This is a genomic window from Leuconostoc garlicum, from assembly GCF_001998805.1.
Taxonomy (GTDB): Bacteria; Bacillota; Bacilli; order Lactobacillales; family Lactobacillaceae; genus Leuconostoc; species Leuconostoc lactis.
Map to the genome: position 1 here is coordinate 310,001 of NZ_CP016329.1, position 18,056 is coordinate 328,056.

14 protein-coding genes, 1 tRNA gene and 2 rRNA genes (1 of these 17 cut by a window edge) are annotated in these 18,056 nt (G+C 43.7%); 5 read left to right on the forward strand and 12 right to left on the reverse strand.

The features are described 5' to 3' along the window. The 7 genes from A9176_RS01555 to A9176_RS01585 form a co-directional block, all read right to left on the reverse strand. Window positions 1-183 (reverse strand): 23S ribosomal RNA (locus tag A9176_RS01555); it reaches 2,728 nt to the left of the window's first position. A 188-nt stretch (window positions 184-371) separates the two neighbouring features. Further along, window positions 372-444, reverse strand: a tRNA-Ala gene (locus tag A9176_RS01560). A 113-nt stretch (window positions 445-557) separates the two neighbouring features. Further along, window positions 558-2,107: ribosomal RNA gene (locus tag A9176_RS01565) — 16S ribosomal RNA — on the reverse strand. Together the 16S and 23S rRNA genes with 1 tRNA gene alongside form the textbook arrangement of a ribosomal RNA operon. Window positions 2,108-2,684: 577 nt before the next feature. Continuing rightward, window positions 2,685-3,740, reverse strand: coding sequence for a PTS transporter subunit IIC (locus tag A9176_RS01570; protein WP_077281957.1), 1,056 nt, complete (start codon window positions 3,738-3,740; stop codon window positions 2,685-2,687). Window positions 3,741-3,803: 63 nt separating this feature from the next. Beyond that, window positions 3,804-4,796: a D-2-hydroxyacid dehydrogenase gene (locus A9176_RS01575; protein WP_077281958.1), complete on the reverse strand. Its 993-nt coding sequence runs from the start codon at window positions 4,794-4,796 to the stop codon at window positions 3,804-3,806. Then, window positions 4,789-5,985 carry an aminotransferase class I/II-fold pyridoxal phosphate-dependent enzyme gene (locus tag A9176_RS01580; protein WP_077281959.1) on the reverse strand — a complete coding sequence of 399 codons (1,197 nt, stop codon included), beginning with the start codon at window positions 5,983-5,985 and terminating at the stop codon, window positions 4,789-4,791. Before A9176_RS01580 ends, A9176_RS01575 begins: the two co-directional genes overlap by 8 nt. 305 nt (window positions 5,986-6,290) lie before the next feature. Beyond that, the gene (locus A9176_RS01585; protein WP_048700413.1) at window positions 6,291-6,884 is read right to left on the reverse strand and encodes an AAA family ATPase; all 594 of its coding nucleotides are present in this window, start codon (window positions 6,882-6,884) and stop codon (window positions 6,291-6,293) included. 127 nt (window positions 6,885-7,011) lie between these two features. On the opposite strand from A9176_RS01585, the gene A9176_RS01590 reads away from it, so the two are divergent. Then, on the forward strand, window positions 7,012-8,412 hold the full coding sequence (locus tag A9176_RS01590; protein WP_029510362.1) for an APC family permease: 1,401 nt from the start codon (window positions 7,012-7,014) through the stop codon (window positions 8,410-8,412). Between the two features lie 50 nt (window positions 8,413-8,462). Here the strand turns inward: A9176_RS01590 and ezrA are convergent, their stop codons facing one another. Further along, the gene (gene ezrA, locus A9176_RS01595; protein WP_029510361.1) at window positions 8,463-10,175 is read right to left on the reverse strand and encodes a septation ring formation regulator EzrA; all 1,713 of its coding nucleotides are present in this window, start codon (window positions 10,173-10,175) and stop codon (window positions 8,463-8,465) included. A gap of 314 nt (window positions 10,176-10,489) precedes the next feature. On the opposite strand from ezrA, the gene rpsD reads away from it, so the two are divergent. The 4 genes from rpsD to A9176_RS01615 all read left to right on the forward strand — a co-directional run bounded on the left by rpsD (window position 10,490) and on the right by A9176_RS01615 (window position 13,724). Beyond that, entirely contained in the window at window positions 10,490-11,101 is a 612-nt protein-coding gene (rpsD, locus tag A9176_RS01600) for a 30S ribosomal protein S4 (RefSeq protein ID WP_010004144.1), read from the forward strand. A gap of 121 nt (window positions 11,102-11,222) precedes the next feature. Further along, window positions 11,223-11,594 carry a YueI family protein gene (locus A9176_RS01605; protein ID WP_048700409.1) on the forward strand — a complete coding sequence of 124 codons (372 nt, stop codon included), beginning with the start codon at window positions 11,223-11,225 and terminating at the stop codon, window positions 11,592-11,594. Between the two features lie 27 nt (window positions 11,595-11,621). Then, entirely contained in the window at window positions 11,622-12,905 is a 1,284-nt protein-coding gene (locus A9176_RS01610) for a replication-associated recombination protein A (protein ID WP_077281960.1), read from the forward strand. 375 nt (window positions 12,906-13,280) lie between these two features. Then, window positions 13,281-13,724, forward strand: a complete 444-nt coding sequence (locus A9176_RS01615; protein ID WP_010004088.1) for a universal stress protein — start codon at window positions 13,281-13,283, stop codon at window positions 13,722-13,724. A 41-nt stretch (window positions 13,725-13,765) separates the two neighbouring features. On the opposite strand, the gene A9176_RS01620 is transcribed toward A9176_RS01615, so the two are convergent. The 4 genes from A9176_RS01620 to A9176_RS01635 are packed head-to-tail and all read right to left on the reverse strand — an operon-like array spanning window position 13,766 to window position 18,042. After that, window positions 13,766-14,632: a helix-turn-helix domain-containing protein gene (locus A9176_RS01620; protein WP_077281961.1), complete on the reverse strand. Its 867-nt coding sequence runs from the start codon at window positions 14,630-14,632 to the stop codon at window positions 13,766-13,768. Beyond that, the gene (locus tag A9176_RS01625; protein WP_048700401.1) at window positions 14,632-15,765 is read right to left on the reverse strand and encodes a D-alanine--D-alanine ligase family protein; all 1,134 of its coding nucleotides are present in this window, start codon (window positions 15,763-15,765) and stop codon (window positions 14,632-14,634) included. Before A9176_RS01625 ends, A9176_RS01620 begins: the two co-directional genes overlap by 1 nt. 58 nt (window positions 15,766-15,823) lie before the next feature. Further along, on the reverse strand, window positions 15,824-16,825 hold the full coding sequence (locus A9176_RS01630) for a DUF2785 domain-containing protein (protein WP_077281962.1): 1,002 nt from the start codon (window positions 16,823-16,825) through the stop codon (window positions 15,824-15,826). Beyond that, window positions 16,825-18,042: an FtsW/RodA/SpoVE family cell cycle protein gene (locus A9176_RS01635; protein WP_077281963.1), complete on the reverse strand. Its 1,218-nt coding sequence runs from the start codon at window positions 18,040-18,042 to the stop codon at window positions 16,825-16,827. Before A9176_RS01635 ends, A9176_RS01630 begins: the two co-directional genes overlap by 1 nt. Window positions 18,043-18,056 lie beyond the last annotated feature (14 nt).

Genomic DNA, 18,056 nt, shown 5'->3' on the forward strand with positions numbered 1-18,056 from the left:
AGCGTGTTCCGTCATTATCCTATGTATTCAGATAATGACAACTCTCTTCGAGTTGGGTTTCCCCATTCGGAAATCTCTGGGTCATAGCGTACTTACCGCTCACCAAAGCTTATCGTAGTTAGTCACGTCCTTCATCGGCTCCTAGTGCCAAGGCATCCACCACGCGCCCTTATTAACTTAACCTATACAACCGTAGTTGTGGTTTAAGTTTATGAGTTGGTCTTTTTTCAGACCTGCGATTAAACCGTTCTTTATTAAAGAACTTTTTTGTGTTGTTTCTCGGTTCAATTTAATTAATTTTTCAATTATTTAAAAGAATTTGTTACTATTCAGTTTTCAATGTACAACCCCGACAACCTTTCAGTTGTCTATGGAGAATAGCGGGATCGAACCGCTGACCCCCTGCTTGCAAAGCAGGTGCTCTCCCAGCTGAGCTAATTCCCCATAGGATCATTTTTGACCATGATACCTATTACAGTACCACACTCAAAACTAAACAAAACTTTGAACTCCCAAATTTACAATCTAATGTACTGTCACTTTCCGATTATCCTTAGAAAGGAGGTGATCCAGCCGCAGGTTCTCCTACGGCTACCTTGTTACGACTTCACCCTAGTCATCTGTCCTGCCTTAGACGGCTCCCTCCATAAGGTTAGGCCACCGGCTTTGGGCATTACAAACTCCCATGGTGTGACGGGCGGTGTGTACAAGACCCGGGAACGTATTCACCGCGGCGTGCTGATCCGCGATTACTAGCGATTCCGACTTCGTGCAGTCGAGTTGCAGACTGCAGTCCGAACTGAGACGTACTTTAAGAGATTAGCTCACCCTCGCGGGTTGGCAACTCGTTGTATACGCCATTGTAGCACGTGTGTAGCCCAGGTCATAAGGGGCATGATGATCTGACGTCGTCCCCGCCTTCCTCCGGTTTGTCACCGGCAGTCTCGCTAGAGTGCCCAACTGAATGCTGGCAACTAACAATAAGGGTTGCGCTCGTTGCGGGACTTAACCCAACATCTCACGACACGAGCTGACGACGACCATGCACCACCTGTCACTTTGTCTCCGAAGAGAACACTTCTATCTCTAGAAGCTTCAAAGGATGTCAAGACCTGGTAAGGTTCTTCGCGTTGCTTCGAATTAAACCACATGCTCCACCGCTTGTGCGGGTCCCCGTCAATTCCTTTGAGTTTCAACCTTGCGGTCGTACTCCCCAGGCGGAATACTTAATGCGTTAGCTTCGGCACTAAGAGGCGGAAACCTCCTAACACCTAGTATTCATCGTTTACGGTGTGGACTACCAGGGTATCTAATCCTGTTTGCTACCCACACTTTCGAGCCTCAACGTCAGTTGTTGTCCAGTAAGCCGCCTTCGCCACTGGTGTTCTTCCATATATCTACGCATTCCACCGCTACACATGGAGTTCCACTTACCTCTACAACACTCAAGTTAACCAGTTTCCAATGCCATTCCGGAGTTGAGCTCCGGGCTTTCACATCAGACTTAATCAACCGTCTGCGCTCGCTTTACGCCCAATAAATCCGGATAACGCTCGGGACATACGTATTACCGCGGCTGCTGGCACGTATTTAGCCGTCCCTTTCTGGTATGGTACCGTCGAACTAGAATCATTCCCTATTCTAGCATTTCTTCCCATACAACAGTGCTTTACGACCCTAAAGCCTTCATCACACACGCGGCGTTGCTCCATCAGGCTTTCGCCCATTGTGGAAGATTCCCTACTGCAGCCTCCCGTAGGAGTTTGGGCCGTGTCTCAGTCCCAATGTGGCCGATCAGTCTCTCAACTCGGCTATGCATCATTGTCTTGGTAGGCCTTTACCCCACCAACTAACTAATGCACCGCGGACCCATCTCTAGGTGACGCCGTAGCGCCTTTCAACTTTGTATCATGCGATACTAAGTTTTATTCGGTATTAGCATCTGTTTCCAAATGTTATCCCCAGCCTTGAGGCAGGTTATCCACGTGTTACTCACCCGTTCGCCACTCGCTTGAAAGGTGCAAGCACCTTTCGCTGCGCGTTCGACTTGCATGTATTAGGCACGCCGCCAGCGTTCATCCTGAGCCAGGATCAAACTCTCAATTTAAATGAATTAAATTCATCGTTTGAAGATGTACTCTTCGATTAAACTGACTAATTGCTATATCTCTATAACGACTATCCGTTTATTGTTTGTTACGAATTGACTTCGCAAATTTGTTTTAGTTATTACTGCTAATAACTAGTAACAGATTCGTTTGTTCAAAGTTTTGTTCAGTTTTCAATGTGCTACTTGTTGTCGCTGAGACAACTATACTATCTTATCACGTGGTTGATTACTTGTCAACACCTTTTTTCAAAATGTTTTTTTGTAATCATCCCCGCTGCGCTTTCGCACCGCTAAGACAACTTTATTATTCTACTACGTTGCGTCTCGCTTGTCAACTACTTCTTTCGAAATTTTATTTCAGAAATTTCTCACTGTAACCGCTTGCTTGTCCGCCGCCGTTAGAACATATACTAATATACCGCCTTTATCCCCTCTCGTCAACCCCTTTTTTACTTCTTTTTTACACGTTCGCTTTATACCTTTATCACCCTTTTTATCACTTTCTTCGTTCGTTTTTTGCTAGATATTTCACCTGAAACTTTTCGGTATGTTAGGTTTGTTCCCATCAGTCATTTTATTGCAACGTCAATTTGAGATCTTCCGGTTTAATCAAATGCCATTTTTTGATAAATAACCACTTTAATGTCATAGCCAATACACAAGGTAACACGATAAAAACCAATACAATATCCACTACCGCTTTTGCCGACTGATTAGACAACCCATAAGCCGTCATCGGTCCAATTAAGCCTGAAAAACCAAAACCAGCAGAAAATGGCGTCCCCTTTACATCAAATACCGTTGCCAAGATACCCATAATACCTGCGCCAATCGTTGTTGGGATAAATAGTTTTGGCTTCAAGAGCATATTGGCCATCTGAATTTTTGGTGAACCAATGAAATGTGCCAACGTACCACCAATAGGATTCACACTAGCACCCATTGCCGCTAAAGTAAAACTCGCGACAACAATCCCCGCATTAGCCGCACCAGATCCAACACCGGATAAATTAATCGCCATTGCAATACCAACAGATGATAGCGGCGACACGACAAGGAAAGCAAAGGCCATACCAAGCAACGCCCCCATCAACAACGGCGTTAAGTGGGTAGCTGCTGCAACCGCTGTTCCCATCAGCACCTGCACCTGTCTTAACGGTGCTAAGGTGACCAAGCCCAATCCGCCCGCCAACAACACAACAATCAACGGTTGTAACAACATCTTCAAATGACCAAACACAGTTGTTGTCAACTTAACTAAAATTGCCGCAACCAACGTAATCAAAACAATATTTAAAATAACTCCAGTCCCACTAATCACCATTCCCGTAGCTGTTTTCGTCACAACACCTGAGGATACAAACGTTGCTAAAGCAATCGCACCAGCGTCAATCGTGGATAGTTTCAATAGATGTCCCACCGCAAAACCAGCAACAAGCGGTAGCGTACTTTGAATCAACGTCGTCATAAAATTAATATTTGCTGCAATCACACTATTAGGAAAGAGTAACAAAAGTTGACTCACTAGCGCACTTGGAATCAGGGTAATGACAATCCCTAAACTTGTCCCATTTAGCACATCAACGATAAATTTTTTGATTTGTTGGCCACGACCGACACTTGACTTCATTTCTTTTCTCCCGTTATCACGCATTGCAATAGTTACCTATATATGTACGCGCAAAAGCGCTTTTTAAATTTCATGTAATGCTGGTTGTCCTTGAACAATTAATAAAACATCATCTAATGCAATATCAATCATATTTTGTACGGCAAGGTTCGTATAAAACGCCACATGGGGTGTCATGATGACATTTGGCAAATCCAGTAACTGTTGAATACGTTGATCCGCTACACCCTGTTGCCGTAAGTCATGATTAAATACCGCCGATTCACCTTCAACTGTGTCGAGTGCGGCAGCTTCGATCTCACCACTCATCAGTGCCGTAATTAATGCATCCGTGTTCACAACTGGCCCACGCGATGCATTAACTAAACCTGCATGTGCTGGCATACGTTCAAAGTCCGCTGCATTCAGCAAGCCAACTGATGATGGATTTAAATCAACATGCAAACTCACAATATCACTCTCAGCCAATAACGTCTCTTTATCGACATAAGTTAGAAATGACTCGTAGGCTGGTTGGGGATTAATATCATAAGCCAACACACGTGCACCAAGGACATGTAATAATTGTGCCAAGGTACTCCCAATCCGGCCAGCTCCAATAATACCTACCGTCACTGTATGAATTTCTCGTGCTTGTAAGCCGCCCCACCGAAAATCATGTTGTGCAACACGTTGATCAAAAGCCCACGTTCGGCGCAATAACCGGAAAATTTGCATCAAAGCCATTTCAGCTACTGATCGTGGCGAATAGGCCGGCACATTGGTGACTTTTAAACCAGCTGCTTTTGCTAGCGCCACTTCGATCATGTCATAGCCAGCTGTTCGCGTCGTAATTTGTTGCAAGCCCTGTTGTGCTAGTGTGCGGTAGAATGCCGCATCCCCACCGATTTTAGCAGTTTGTTGCACAATCAAGCCATCATATTGCCGCAAATCCGGTAGGTTATCTGGGTGCAATTCATCACGTGAAATATCAATCTCAACTTGGTGTTGTTGCGCATAGGCAGCAATAGCCGCCTCTTCATCTTCACGTACGCTAGTCATTAAAATTTTAGGCATGGCGATTCGCCTCAATATATGCTGTTAAGCGTGCCATTGCTTCTTCCAATGTTGCCATTGATGCTGCATAACTCAATCGCACGTAACCTTCGCCACCTGGTCCAAAAGCTGAACCAGGAATAACCGCAAGCTTGTTTTTCTGCGCTAAGTCACGGGCAAACGCCACATCATCTTGCGGTAAATCAGCTGGAATCTTGGCAAAAATATAGAAAGCACCTGCTGGTTTTGGTATATCAAATCCTAAATCAGTCATCGTTTGGTAAACATAGTCACGGCGCACTTGGTATTCGGCCTTCATTGCCAAGGTATCTGCCTTTCCAGCTGGTGTCCCCAACGCTTCGGCCGCCGCTGCCATTGCTGAGTTCGTTGGTGTTGTAATCGTAAATTGGTGAATCAAACCCAATTTAGCCACCAATTCTGCCGGACCGGCCAACAAGCCAATTCGGTAACCCGTCATCGCATGTGACTTAGAGACGCCATTGAGTAAAATGGTTTGTTCTGGTAAGAATTGTGCCATCGAAACGTGCGTTGTTTCATAAGTTAACTCGGAATAAATTTCATCAGAAATCACAACGATGTTCGTGTCACGCAACACCTCAGCCAAAGCGCGAACTGCTGCTTCGTCATAAGTGACACCGGTTGGATTAGATGGGAAGTTCAACACAATCGCCTTAATACTGTCGCCATGTTCTGCAATCGCTGCTTTTAACATCTCCGGACTTAAGACAAATCCATTGGTTGAGGTATCAATAAATACTGGTTCGCCACCGCCAACTAACGTCACCGGAATATACAATGGAAAGATTGGTGTTGGCAACAATACTTTATCCCCAGGATTTAATAGTGACGTCACAACCGTATAAATCGCTTCCGTTGCCCCAACAGTCACAATAATTTCGCTTTCAGCATCATAATCAACCCCATAACGGTCCGCCAAGAAGCCGGCAGCTGCCTGACGTAAAGCCAATGTACCGTTGGACGCCGCATAATGTGAATCATTTTCAACAATTGAACGAACAGCGGCCTGCTTAATGTGTTCTGGCACATCAAAGTCTGGCTCACCCAACGTTAATTTTAAAATATCAGGAATGGCACTGACCTCATTATCGAAAGCACGGATTGCACTGGGCTTCACGAGATCCAATCGTTGGTTAAATGATGATAGCAAGGCTGGTTTTGCGTGTGGCATAATTTTCTCCTCTAATTCACAACTCGGTTTAACAAAAAAGCGCACATTCGGCTGTTTCCGAATGTGCGCTAACTCGAGTCATAACAAAACTCATCAGGCATTCGGAACCATCTCCTCCGAATACCAATGCAAAATGCTTTTGGTATACGGTAGGCTACCTAAAATACCAAAAGTAAAACTGTTCTGCATTTTCTATGTGTTTGACTGTCATTTGTTAAAAACCTTCATTAATTTATGAGATAATCATAATCTTTTACCTCATGAAAGTCAAGCACATTATTACTAATTTATCATATAATATCGTATTAACCGAGCGGCTTGTTTTTCGGCACGCTACGCCCATTCATAATGTCATGAACAAACAAGTCCAGTTGTGTCTTTGTTTTCGCCCAGTCATCATTATCTAATTCGTAAGCCACACCCTTTAAGGCATCCGGCAATACCATGTCCCGCAAAAATTCCGGCGAAGCCACACGTTGTTTAATCGCCGTTGGATCATCCCCGCGTACTTGCACCCGTTCTACTAAGACATCTGGACTTGTCACCGTCACAAAGAGAATGACCGCCTGATCACCCAGTTCGCGCGCATAAGTGATAGCCCCTGCCGTATCCAAAACAATCGTGATATAAGGATTTTTTGCCCAGGCACGTTCCAGCCCTTCATAAGATGAGCCATATTGCGCCCCAGCATAGTTAACCCGCTCAAGATAATGATTTTTTTCAAACGACGTATCATTTTCAAAATAATACGATATGCCATCGACTTCGCGATCGCGTGGTGGGCGCGTTGTATGCGTAATGACACGAGGCATACGAAAATTATCTTGTAAATATCGTGCAATGGTTGTTTTGCCGACGCCGGTTGCCCCAGTAATCACAAATACTTTATTCTCTTTCATATATCCTGTATCCTGATTCGTTATTATTACTATTGTAGCGTATCTTTACAAGCAACGTTAGACATTCGCGCGGCAACTTGTTAAAATAATAGTTATGTTTAAATTAAAATAGTATGGGAGAAATGTTATGTCTATCTTCACAAGAGCATTCAGACGTGAATCTGTGCAAAACTACATTAATGCAGATTCTCATATGACGCGCGAATTAACAACGCGCGACCTCATTGGTCTTGGTGTTGGGACAGTGATTGGGACAGGTATTTTCATCTTACCTGGCCATGAAGCTGCGCAACACGCTGGTCCTGCTGTATCCGTCGCCTTTTTGATTGCTGCTATCTTCTCTGGTCTATCTGGTATGGCCTTTGCTGAATTTTCATCAGCGATGCCGGTGGCCGGATCTGCTTATTCTTATGGTAGCGTTATCTACGGTGAAATTATCGGCTGGTTATTAGGTTGGTCACTTATCTTAGAATACTTCTTAGCCGTTTCAGCCATTGCGACTGGTTTTTCCGCTTATTTCGGCAACCTCCTCACAATTTTTGGGATTCACATGCCAAAAAGTCTGATGGCCGGCCCACTAGAAGGTGGCGTCGTGAACTTATTTGCCGTTTTGATCATCTTGGTGGTCACCGCAATTTTGTCTCGTGGATTAAGCACATCTAAAAAGGTCGAAAACGCTGCGGTGGTTTTGAAAGTTGCAATCCTCGGATTGTTCATCATTGGTGGTTCTTTCTTTATTAAGCACACCAACTACGTGCCCTTTTATCCAAAAGAATTCCATTCTGGGGTCTTTGGCTTAAACGGTATCTGGGCAGCCACTGCCAGCATCATCTTTGCTTTCTTGGGATTTGATACCATTGCTGCACATGCTGCGGAAGTTAAGAATCCACAGAAAACGATGGCACGTGGTATCATCGGGACGGTTTTGATTTCAGCCCTACTCTATGTGTTGTTCGCCGTTGTTTTGACTGGCATTGTGAACTATAAAAAGTTAGGTGTAGATGATCCGGCAGCGTTTGCGCTACAAGCCATTCACCAAACACAATTCTCTGTTGTCATCATTGTTGGTGCATTAATTGGTATGTTTACAGCCATTTTGGCACTTGTCTACGCTTCATCACGTCTTACTTACTCATTTGGTCGTGATGGATTGCTTCCAAAGCCATTGGGTAAGATTTCTTCTGGTTCACGTTTACCAGTTAACGCGTTAATCGTTGCTGTTGTTGTTGAATCAATCTTTGCTGGTTTAATTCCACTGAACACATTAGCGAGTTTGATCAATGCCGGTACCTTGTTAGCCTTCACATTCATTAACTTTGGTATCTTGATCTTACGTCGTCGAAAAGACTTGTCACATGACGGCTTCAAAGTGCCTGGTTATCCAGTGCTCCCATTTATCGCTGGGGTGATTAGCCTATTGTTGATCGCAAAACTACCGGTCAACACCTTGTTCCTATTTAGCCTTTGGGTTATTGCTGGTATTGTTTGGTACGCTATCTACGGTGTACGAAATTCAAAGTTATCTTAAAGCCAACTAAAAAGGACTGCAAATTGCAGTCCTTTTTAGTTGGTCAAAATTTAGAGTAACGGTGTCTTACGACGCATATACGAGTCAACTAACTTCTCGTAAACTCCTGGTTCAACGCTATCCAGCGCTGGTCCCAAAACGTCCATTGCCTTACCAAAATTGTAATCTCGTTCGTAAAACATCCGTGCTTGTTCGCTTGCCGCAGCCACACGTTCATTTGTGGCACGATAGCGGTTAGCATACTGCAACAATTGTTCTGTCAACGCTGCTTGATCAACAATTGTATCCGTCTTCTCTTTTAAGGTATCAATATCGGCTGATACAATGTTTAATTGCCGTTGTACTTCGTCCATGTCAACTTGATCTGCTTTAAGTGACTTGGCAAGTCGGCCTAATTCATTCGTCACGGCAAAGAAATATTCGAGATAAGTTGCAGGTAACCCAGGTAAACTCATCCGTTCAACAGCGTGTTTAATGTTCTCAATTTCTTGCTGATACTCCCCACCGAGTTGACGGGCAGAACGCTTCGCCTTTTCCAAACCAGAAATCTTTTCCCAAATGTCAATTTGTTGCGCTTCGATTTCGGCAAAATGCTTGAGTAAGGCTTCTTGCTTCGCCCGCAGTTCACTATATGACATTTCAGCAGATTCCAACAAATCATCATTATGGTTCACTTGTTCTTCTGCCGCATTAATTTGTTCTAGTAATACGCGGCGTGTTTCAAGTTCTTTGTGATTAAATTGGAAACTCTGACTCAAGCGATCCAATTCAATCGCTAGCGTACTATTTTGTTCACGCAACCGCAAAAGATCTGATGACAAAGTCTTCGCATTTTTCATGACCTGTTGCCGGGCAGTAATTTCTGTTTCCATCATGTCGTAGAGTGTATCAATGCGACGTTCGATGTAACCGTTCTGCTCAGATACTTCTTTCAGCTTCAAATCACCTAACAATTGCAACACTTGTTGGCGTTGTTGGTCAATGGCTTGTAATTCTTGTTGGAGGGTATCATTTGGGAACACATAACCTTGGGCAACTAGCTCATCATGACCGTGAGCTAATTCGTTAAGTTGATCCACGTAAACTGTATCCAACTTTTCAAACAACGGTGGAATCTCTGTCATCATCTTTTCCATTTGCGTTGTTTCCATCGCCAATTGTTCGTAGATATCCGATGCAGTCGCGTGATCACCAGCTTCCGTTAAACGGGTAAATTCATCGTAATCAGCCTCAAGTTGCTTCAAGAACTGATCCAATGCGCCGTTAGCTGGCCCAAACTTAAAGTTTTCAGCCAGTAGTCGCTTACGCAATTCGTCATACTTCTTCTTCAGCTCATTAATAGCTTCGCGATGCGCTTCATTAATCTTTTTCAGTTCAACAAGCCCATTGCGAACATCATGAATCGTTTGCTCCGTGTCATCCACCATCGCTTCAAGGCGCGCCAACTCGTGGCGTGTTTTAATGAAGTTAATCCCGCGCGCTTCAAACAATACAAGATTGGCTTGCTGGTCAATTTTTAGAAACTTATTGTTTTTAACATCATTAAAACGACTCTCTAAGTTTTGATATTCCTTCAATGACTGCCCTGTTAAGGCTAACTTACGGCCTTCAACCAGTTCATCACGTACTTTTAGAGACATCAGTTGTGCTTTTCTATCTTTCAGGACGTTGACTTTTTTGACAGTGGCACGCTGCATGACAAAGATACCTAAGTAAGCAATGACCACAATACCCAAAACAATTGCTAATATAATTAAATTCATGTGTTTTTATCCCATTTTTATTGATTATTCCAATTTTATCACGCCACTTTTTTTTATGCCGATTTTCTCGCCTTTTTTTGCTAAATCTCAACGCGTTTACAATTTTCTTAACAACTTGCTAATTATTGCATTTTCTGGTATATTGGGAGAAGTTGTTATATTGAGTAGCAGTAAGTAAAGAAGCGCGTCAACAGCGTCCCCAAATCGTTAGTAAGGCCACAGCTACTGGCACTGAGAAACGTCAAGTTTGGCGCTGCACGCATCTGGTGCTTACCCTCAAATGTACGACAAAATACATTTTGGAGGACATATATATGTCACGTTATACAGGTCCAAAGTGGCGCATTTCACGTCGCTTGGGTGTTTCATTGTCAGGTACTGGTAAGGAATTGTCACGTCGTGCGTACGCACCTGGTGACCACGGTGCCGGACGCCGCGCTAAGGTTTCTGAATATGGTATGCAATTGCGCGAAAAGCAAAAGTTGCGTTTCACTTATGGTTTGACAGAACGTCAATTCCATTCTTTGTTTAACAAGGCTGGTAAGATCCGTAAGGGTACTCACGGTACAAACTTCATGATCTTGTTGGAACAACGTTTGGATTCACTTGTTTACCGTCTTGGTTTGGCAACAACACGTCAACAAGCACGTCAATTAGTTAACCACGGCCACATTTTGGTTGATGGTCAACGTGTTGATATCCCTTCATACCAAGTAACACCTGGTCAAGTTATTTCTGTTCGCGATAAGTCAAAGAACATTGTACCTATCCAAGTTGCTGTTGAATCAGTTGTGGCACGTCCACAATTCGTATCATTCGACGCTGACAAGCTGGAAGGTACTTTGGTACGTTTGCCAGAACGCGAAGAATTAGATGCCGACATCAACGAAGCTTTGATCGTCGAATACTACAACCGTTTGGGTTAATATCTTAAACCAAATCTGGTTAAAAAAACACCACCTTCGGGTGGTGTTTTTTTCGTTTGAATTAAAATTTCATCTTAACGTATAATAGACTTATTACAACGTATCGGAGAAGAAAGAAACCATGGATATCAATGAACGCTTGCAAAACGAACAGCTTGGCGGGGGTCAACCAAAAATTAACCCTGATGAACAACGCCGTTATCTAGGCACTTTTAGAGAACGTGTCATTGCTGCTGTTAAAAAATCACAACTCAATTCACCAGCAATTCAGGCCCAGTTCGAGGTCACATTAAAGCAACACACGGACGGTAAAGTCTTAATTAGCCAACCACTCGCGGGCGATCTCTTTACAACATATGTCCGTATGGCAGTTACGACAAATCACCCGTTCACTTTGCTGTCGACAAACGACGCAACAACAGAAGATGACCCAATCGCAGTGTTACTAGCTGCTGATGAAGCCGTTAATATCGATCAAATTTATTTCACTTAAACCAACTAGAAGGGATGTTCGTTCACGATGCAACAACCACTCGCATATCGCATGCGTCCAACAAAAATTGAAGAAATTGTTGGCCAACAACATCTCGTTGGCGAAGGCAAAATCATCTGGCGCATGGTCGCGGCGAAACGTCTCAGTTCCATGATTTTATATGGCCCACCAGGCATTGGCAAAACATCCATCGCTTCGGCAATCGCTGGCTCTTCCAAGTATGCTTTTCGCATGCTCAATGCTGCAACAGATAGTCAAAAAGATTTACAAATTGTGGCTGAGGAAGCAAAAATGTCTGGTGCAGTGGTTTTGCTCTTAGATGAAATCCATCGTTTAAATAAAGTCAAACAGGACTTTTTATTGCCCTATTTGGAATCGGGTGCCATCATTTTAATTGGCGCCACAACTGAAAATCCTTATATCAACGTCACCCCAGCCATCCGATCACGGACACAAATTTTTCAGTTAGAATCCTTAACTGAAGCCGACATTTTGTCTGCGGTGGATCGGGCATTGGCCGACAAAACTAATGGCCTCGGCCAATACGACGTCACGCTCGATGAAACGGCACGTCAACAACTCGCCCGTGCCACAAATGGTGATTTGCGTAGCGCTTTGAATGGCTTGGAATTGGCTGTCTTATCAACAAAACCAGATGACAACCAACAAATCCATATCACCTTACCAATCATTGAAGAAACCGTCCAACGTAAAGCACTTTCGGCGGATAAAGATGGTGATGCGCACTATGATGTCATTTCAGCCCTTCAAAAATCCATTCGTGGTTCAGATGTTGATGCTGCCTTACATTACGCCGCACGGATCATCGAATCCGGTGATATCAACATTCTTGCTCGACGCTTGACGGTGATTGCCTACGAAGATATTGGCTTAGCTAATCCTGGTGCTGCACAACGTGCCATAACCGCTATTCAAGCCGCCCAAAGCTTGGGGCTGCCAGAAGCACGAATCCCTTTTGCCAATGCCATTATTGAATTGGCGCTATCGCCAAAGTCAAATGCCGCCTACCGTGCAATTGATGCCGCATTAGCTGATATTCGTCAGGGCAAAAGTCGTGACATTCCGCCACACCTTAAAGACGCCCACTACAAAGGCGCCGCCGACTTGGGACATGGCACGGGTTACATTTACCCCCATGATTACGACAATGACTGGGTACCTCAGCAATATTTACCCAATCAACTGCAACAAGTGACTTATTTCCAACCAAAAGGCAATTCAAAAATCGAGCAATCATTCCAGGAAATTTATCAAACTTTGAAAACACAACAAAAAAAGGGTCTCCAGTAACCCCATTATCATCTCAAATGTCAAGACTGGTTGTGTGACCATTTTCGCGGTATAATAATTGATGAATTCCTCAGATATGCGCATTGCTACACCATCAGTTTTTTCCTTACAACCTTTATTTTTCGGTTGGGAATTCACGGCTGAAAAGATCTGCCCTTTCATTCGGTAATCTGACCAGCCTGATGAACTATCCACCTCGATAATTTCGAGGAAAATCTGCGTAGCAGTTAACGGTATCACGAGTGTTCCGGGCATGTCCCGTGCATCCATTTCGATGGATGCTTTTTTTATGGTCAAATCAGGCTAAAATACTATTATTTTTTTCATGTAAGCGTTATACTTAGTATATACTTACACTACTAAAGGAGATTTCTTATGACAGCAAACTACAACAAAATTTTGGTTCCTATGGATGGTTCAAAAGAATCAGAAGCTGCGCTTGTTCGTGCCATTGAATTGGTAAGCGAAGCTGGTGATCAAGGTGTTTTGTCAATCCTAAACGTGATTGACACACGCGCTTTCCAAAATGTTGCAAGCTTTGACGACACAATGGTTGAAGCTGTTTCTGAAGAAACACGTAAGAGCCTTGAAAAGTACAAGCAACAAGCGCTTGATGCCGGTGTAAAGAACGTTGATTATTTGATTGAATATGGTTCACCAAAGGCTTTGATTGCTAAGGAAGTGCCTAACGAAGTCCACGCCGATCTTATTGTGATTGGTGCCACTGGTTTGAATGCTGTTGAACGCTTTGTGATTGGTTCAGTGACTGAATTCGTCACACGTACTGCTAAGGTTGATGTCTTGGTTGTTCGTGGCTAAACAGCAAAAAAAATAAGCCTAACGGCTTATTTTTTTTTTGCTTAAAATTCAACCGTATCTAATTCCGCCAAACGTCTTTCAGCTGTTTGACGATTTGACAAATAGGCGGCTACGTGTGCGTAGTGTAAATGACGCTTGGCTTCAGCCAAATTACCACGCTTTTCTTCCACTTTTGCCAACAATGCACTCAAGTCTGGGACCCAGAACAAATCGACGCGCTTACGTAATACTTGCAACGCTTCTTGCAAAATTTCCGCTGCGCTATCCAAATCACCACGATCAATCAAAAATTCAACATGACGTTGCCGCGCTTGTAATACCACATGGAACTCTAAATCATTGGCAGTAAGTAAGTCAGGTTCAAGTTCAGCGGCTAATCTAAACTTTTCTTTGGCTGCCTCAATATCACCTTGCAAGAAATAATTAGTTGCCATCTGCCGGTAAGCATAGAACAAATAGAAATCACCTAATGATGGCGTCTTCTTGTCAACCGCCAAATCAGCATATTGAATCACCTTCGCAAAATCTTCGCCCTTATGACTGGCTTCTTCAGCTTTGAGAATATAGTAAGCTTGCAAAGTTGGCGCGTTTTGACTCAAGGCTTTTTCAAATTCTTCAAATTCTCTCAGCGCTTCATGCTTCATTTGCAAAACAACTTTGCCTAACAGTTCCTTGGCCTTTTGGGTCAAGAAATCGCCCGACACAAATTCTGACATATCAAGATTCAAGCGGTCTAGAATTGCTAACAAAACATCAGCTTTTGGGACGCGATTTTGATTTTCAACTAACGAAATCGTTGCTTGCGTTGTAATCCCTTCTGCAAGTTCGACTTGAGACAAGTGCATTTTCTTACGCGCTGCACGAATTGCCTTCCCGTCGAAACTGTCATTTTTTCCGTTCTTTACCATTAATTAAACTTCCCTATTTTTTCTTCACCTAATGTGACAAATTGATAACTTAACTTGGCATTCTTCTCGAATTCTTCAAAACCATAGGCAATCATCTTTTCAACAAGTGCCACATTGTCAATATCTGAGTAATCCCACAAGCGCTTAAACAATGACATGTTTGTAAAGCCTGGCAACGTGTTAGGTTCGCCCAAATAAGGGACATCATTTTCATCTAGCAAAAAGTCCATCCGTGCTTCACCACGTAAGTTCAAAACCTTATAAGCTTTCAAAGCCATGTCTTTTACTTCTTGTGTGACGGCTTCTGGCAATTTTGCTGGGATTTCAAATTCAACGGCAGAGTTATCCACAAACTTGTTGTTGTAATCATACCAACCATCGCCATCACCCTGATTTGGTACGGCATGGGCGCCAATTTCTGAGACCAATGGTTCATCATTACCGATCACACCAACTTCAAGTTCGCGTGGGCCCTTGACTGCTTGTTCCACCAAGACTTTGTAGTCATATTGGAAAGAATCAGCCAACGCAGCCGCAAATTCTTCAGCTGTTGTGGCACGGGAAATGCCGACTGATGACCCTTGGTTTGCCGCCTTCACGAACACAACATCACCAAATGTTGCGACAACTTTATCCCAAGTCCAATCTTGCGCTGTTTTTTCATCCAAAACGACGTAATTGGTATTGCGGATATTGTTAACCGTTAGCAATTCTTTCGTCATAGCCTTATCAAAGCTGACCGCATGACCACGCAGTGGCGCACCAACAAATGGCTTATTCAAAAGTCGAAAGAGGCCTTGTAGTGTGCCATCTTCGCCAAGATTACCATGCACGACTGGGAAGAAAATATCAAAATCTCCTGCTTCACGCAAAGCACTAATGCGCGCCAACGGATCCTTCGTATCAACTTTAGCCATGAAAGCATCAACAATTGGCTGTTCATCTTCTAAGGCCAACACGCGTTTTGAGCTTTCAGGATCTAGGAAATAGCCATTTTGCGCAATGGCAAATACGGTAATATCGTACTTGCCACTCGCTTCAATCGCTTGATAGTAGTTTTGGGCGGAACGCTTTGACACATCATGTTCAGAAGAGTTTCCACCAAATAATAGGGCAACGTGTTTTTTTGTCATTGTATTTTACTCCGATTTTTATTATATCAATATGAGGTAATATTATGCAAGGTATATTTTATGTCAAGTAATCTTTTGTCTGTTCGACGTAGTGATATATCGCATCAGGAACAGCCTGCCGATCTGTCAATAAAATCGCGTGAAAGAAACGTGTTCGGTTATACAGTTGATGCCACCGCCCTTCTGATTGTGGCGCTTGCCGCGTCACCAAATCTTTCCGCCATAACTTCAAGGTTAACAGCAGATAATCTTCGTAAATCGCATGTGTTTGCGCTGCTCGCAAGGCGACCTCAGCAATACGGTCGGTTTCTCCCATCACTAAGGGTTGGTGTAGCTCGCGATAGCCCGCTAACATACTGGCCATCAAAAATAATTTGTCAGCCCGCATGAGCTTTGGCATCAACATGATTTCATTAACCGCGTTGCCAATGTGTGTAAACGCGTGCGCCCAGCCATTGGTGCCGATGAACCCGCGCGCATCACGCTCTAGTGCCGCATATAAAGCCACCCGATTAATCACATAATCCAATAAGTCATCAGACATAAAGGCCGTTTTTGTTCGCTGCGTAAATAACAAAAGTGACACTAGCAACACACTGAACGATCGTCGATAAATCGCCGCATTGTTCACTTCAAAAATGTGAGCAAATAATTGCTCATCAGACACCAAATCAGTGATTAACCACCGCATTTGTGACTCAGACAACAATTGATTTTGAATGATATCACTCAGGAAAAAAAACGCCCCAGTGTCACGATACTTGGGCAATGGATTGGCCAGCTGTGCCACTGCCAGACGTAGTGTCTCATCTGGGACTGGCAGCAACTGCGTCTCTCCGCCATGCGCTTGCGCAGCCGCCTCCAGTTGTTGGCTATACGCTCGCATCGCAATCAATGCCTGTTCACCATCCACTGGTAACGCCACCGCAGTGATGGGTTGTGGTGACAACTCGGCCAGTATTTCAGCCATTGTCTCCCCTAGTGATTGAAAAATCTCACCTTCACGCGTTTTATTTTTTAAAGCAATAAATTGTGTTTGTAGTTCGCTTAATGTCATCATTACATTGAAAACCCTGTCGACTCTTTAAAGGTCGCGTTCTGCTGTTGATAACCGATACTTAAAATCAGGCCAATCCCAATTAAGTTACCTAGTAGCGATGACCCACCTTGGGAAATAAAGGGTAATGGAATACCAGTTAATGGTAGCAAACCAATATTCATCCCAATATTTTCAAATACGTGGAACAATAACATCATCACCACACCAGTAGCAATATACGCATAAAAAGCATTTTGTGCTTTAAATGTGGCCGCAATGAGGCGATAAATCAAAATAAAGTATAGCGCGATGAGCAAGGCGCCACCAATGAAGCCAAAACTTTCACCAATTACTGAGAAAATCATGTCGGACTCACGCACCGGCACATAGACCTTCAAATGGCCAAAGCCTTGTCCAGCTAGTTGACCAGAACCAATGGCCTTCAAACTTTGATACGTTTGATAACCTGATGATGAGGTATCTTGATCCGGATGTAGCCAAGTTTGGATACGGTCAAACTGGTACAATTTGAAGCCCAAAGCATCCAAAATTTGTTTCCCGGTTGCTGATGTTACTAATGCCAATAATGTAATCCCAATTGCCGCTACTGCTGCAATGACGGGACCCAGAATACGCCAAGTCACCCCTGATACAAGGGCAACACCACCAAAGATTGCCATAAACACGAGCAATGTGCCCAAGTCATTTTGCATCGCAATCAAAACAGCGATTGGTAAGAAGCATAACGCCATCTTACCTAACAATAACCAATCCGAATGCACATCATGATGCTCATATTGGCGATTGTGTTGGGCCACCACCCGACTTAACATCAGGATAAACGCTGGCTTCACCACTTCGGACGGTTGGAAAGAAACTGGCCCGAAAACAAACCAGGATTTAGCACCGGTCGCTGCCGCCATCCCCCGGTTATAAAAGATCAAAACGGCTACTAGCAAAAATATGCCTAAGCTGTAGGCCACTGGCGCTAATCGCCAGAGTTGAGAGGCATCAAATCGCAACAAGAAAGCAATGATAATTGCCCCTAAAATCCAAAACACACCCTGCACAATTGTCGCCCGCAAAGCCGATTGCATCGTGCCATACTGTGAGTTGAGTGCTGCTTCGAAAATCGAACTCAGACCAATAATCATAAATAGCAAAAGAATTAAAATAATGCCCCAATCCAATTCTGAACCGGACGTACGATTACTCATTTGTCGTGAAGGTCGTTGCATGTTGATGTTACCTC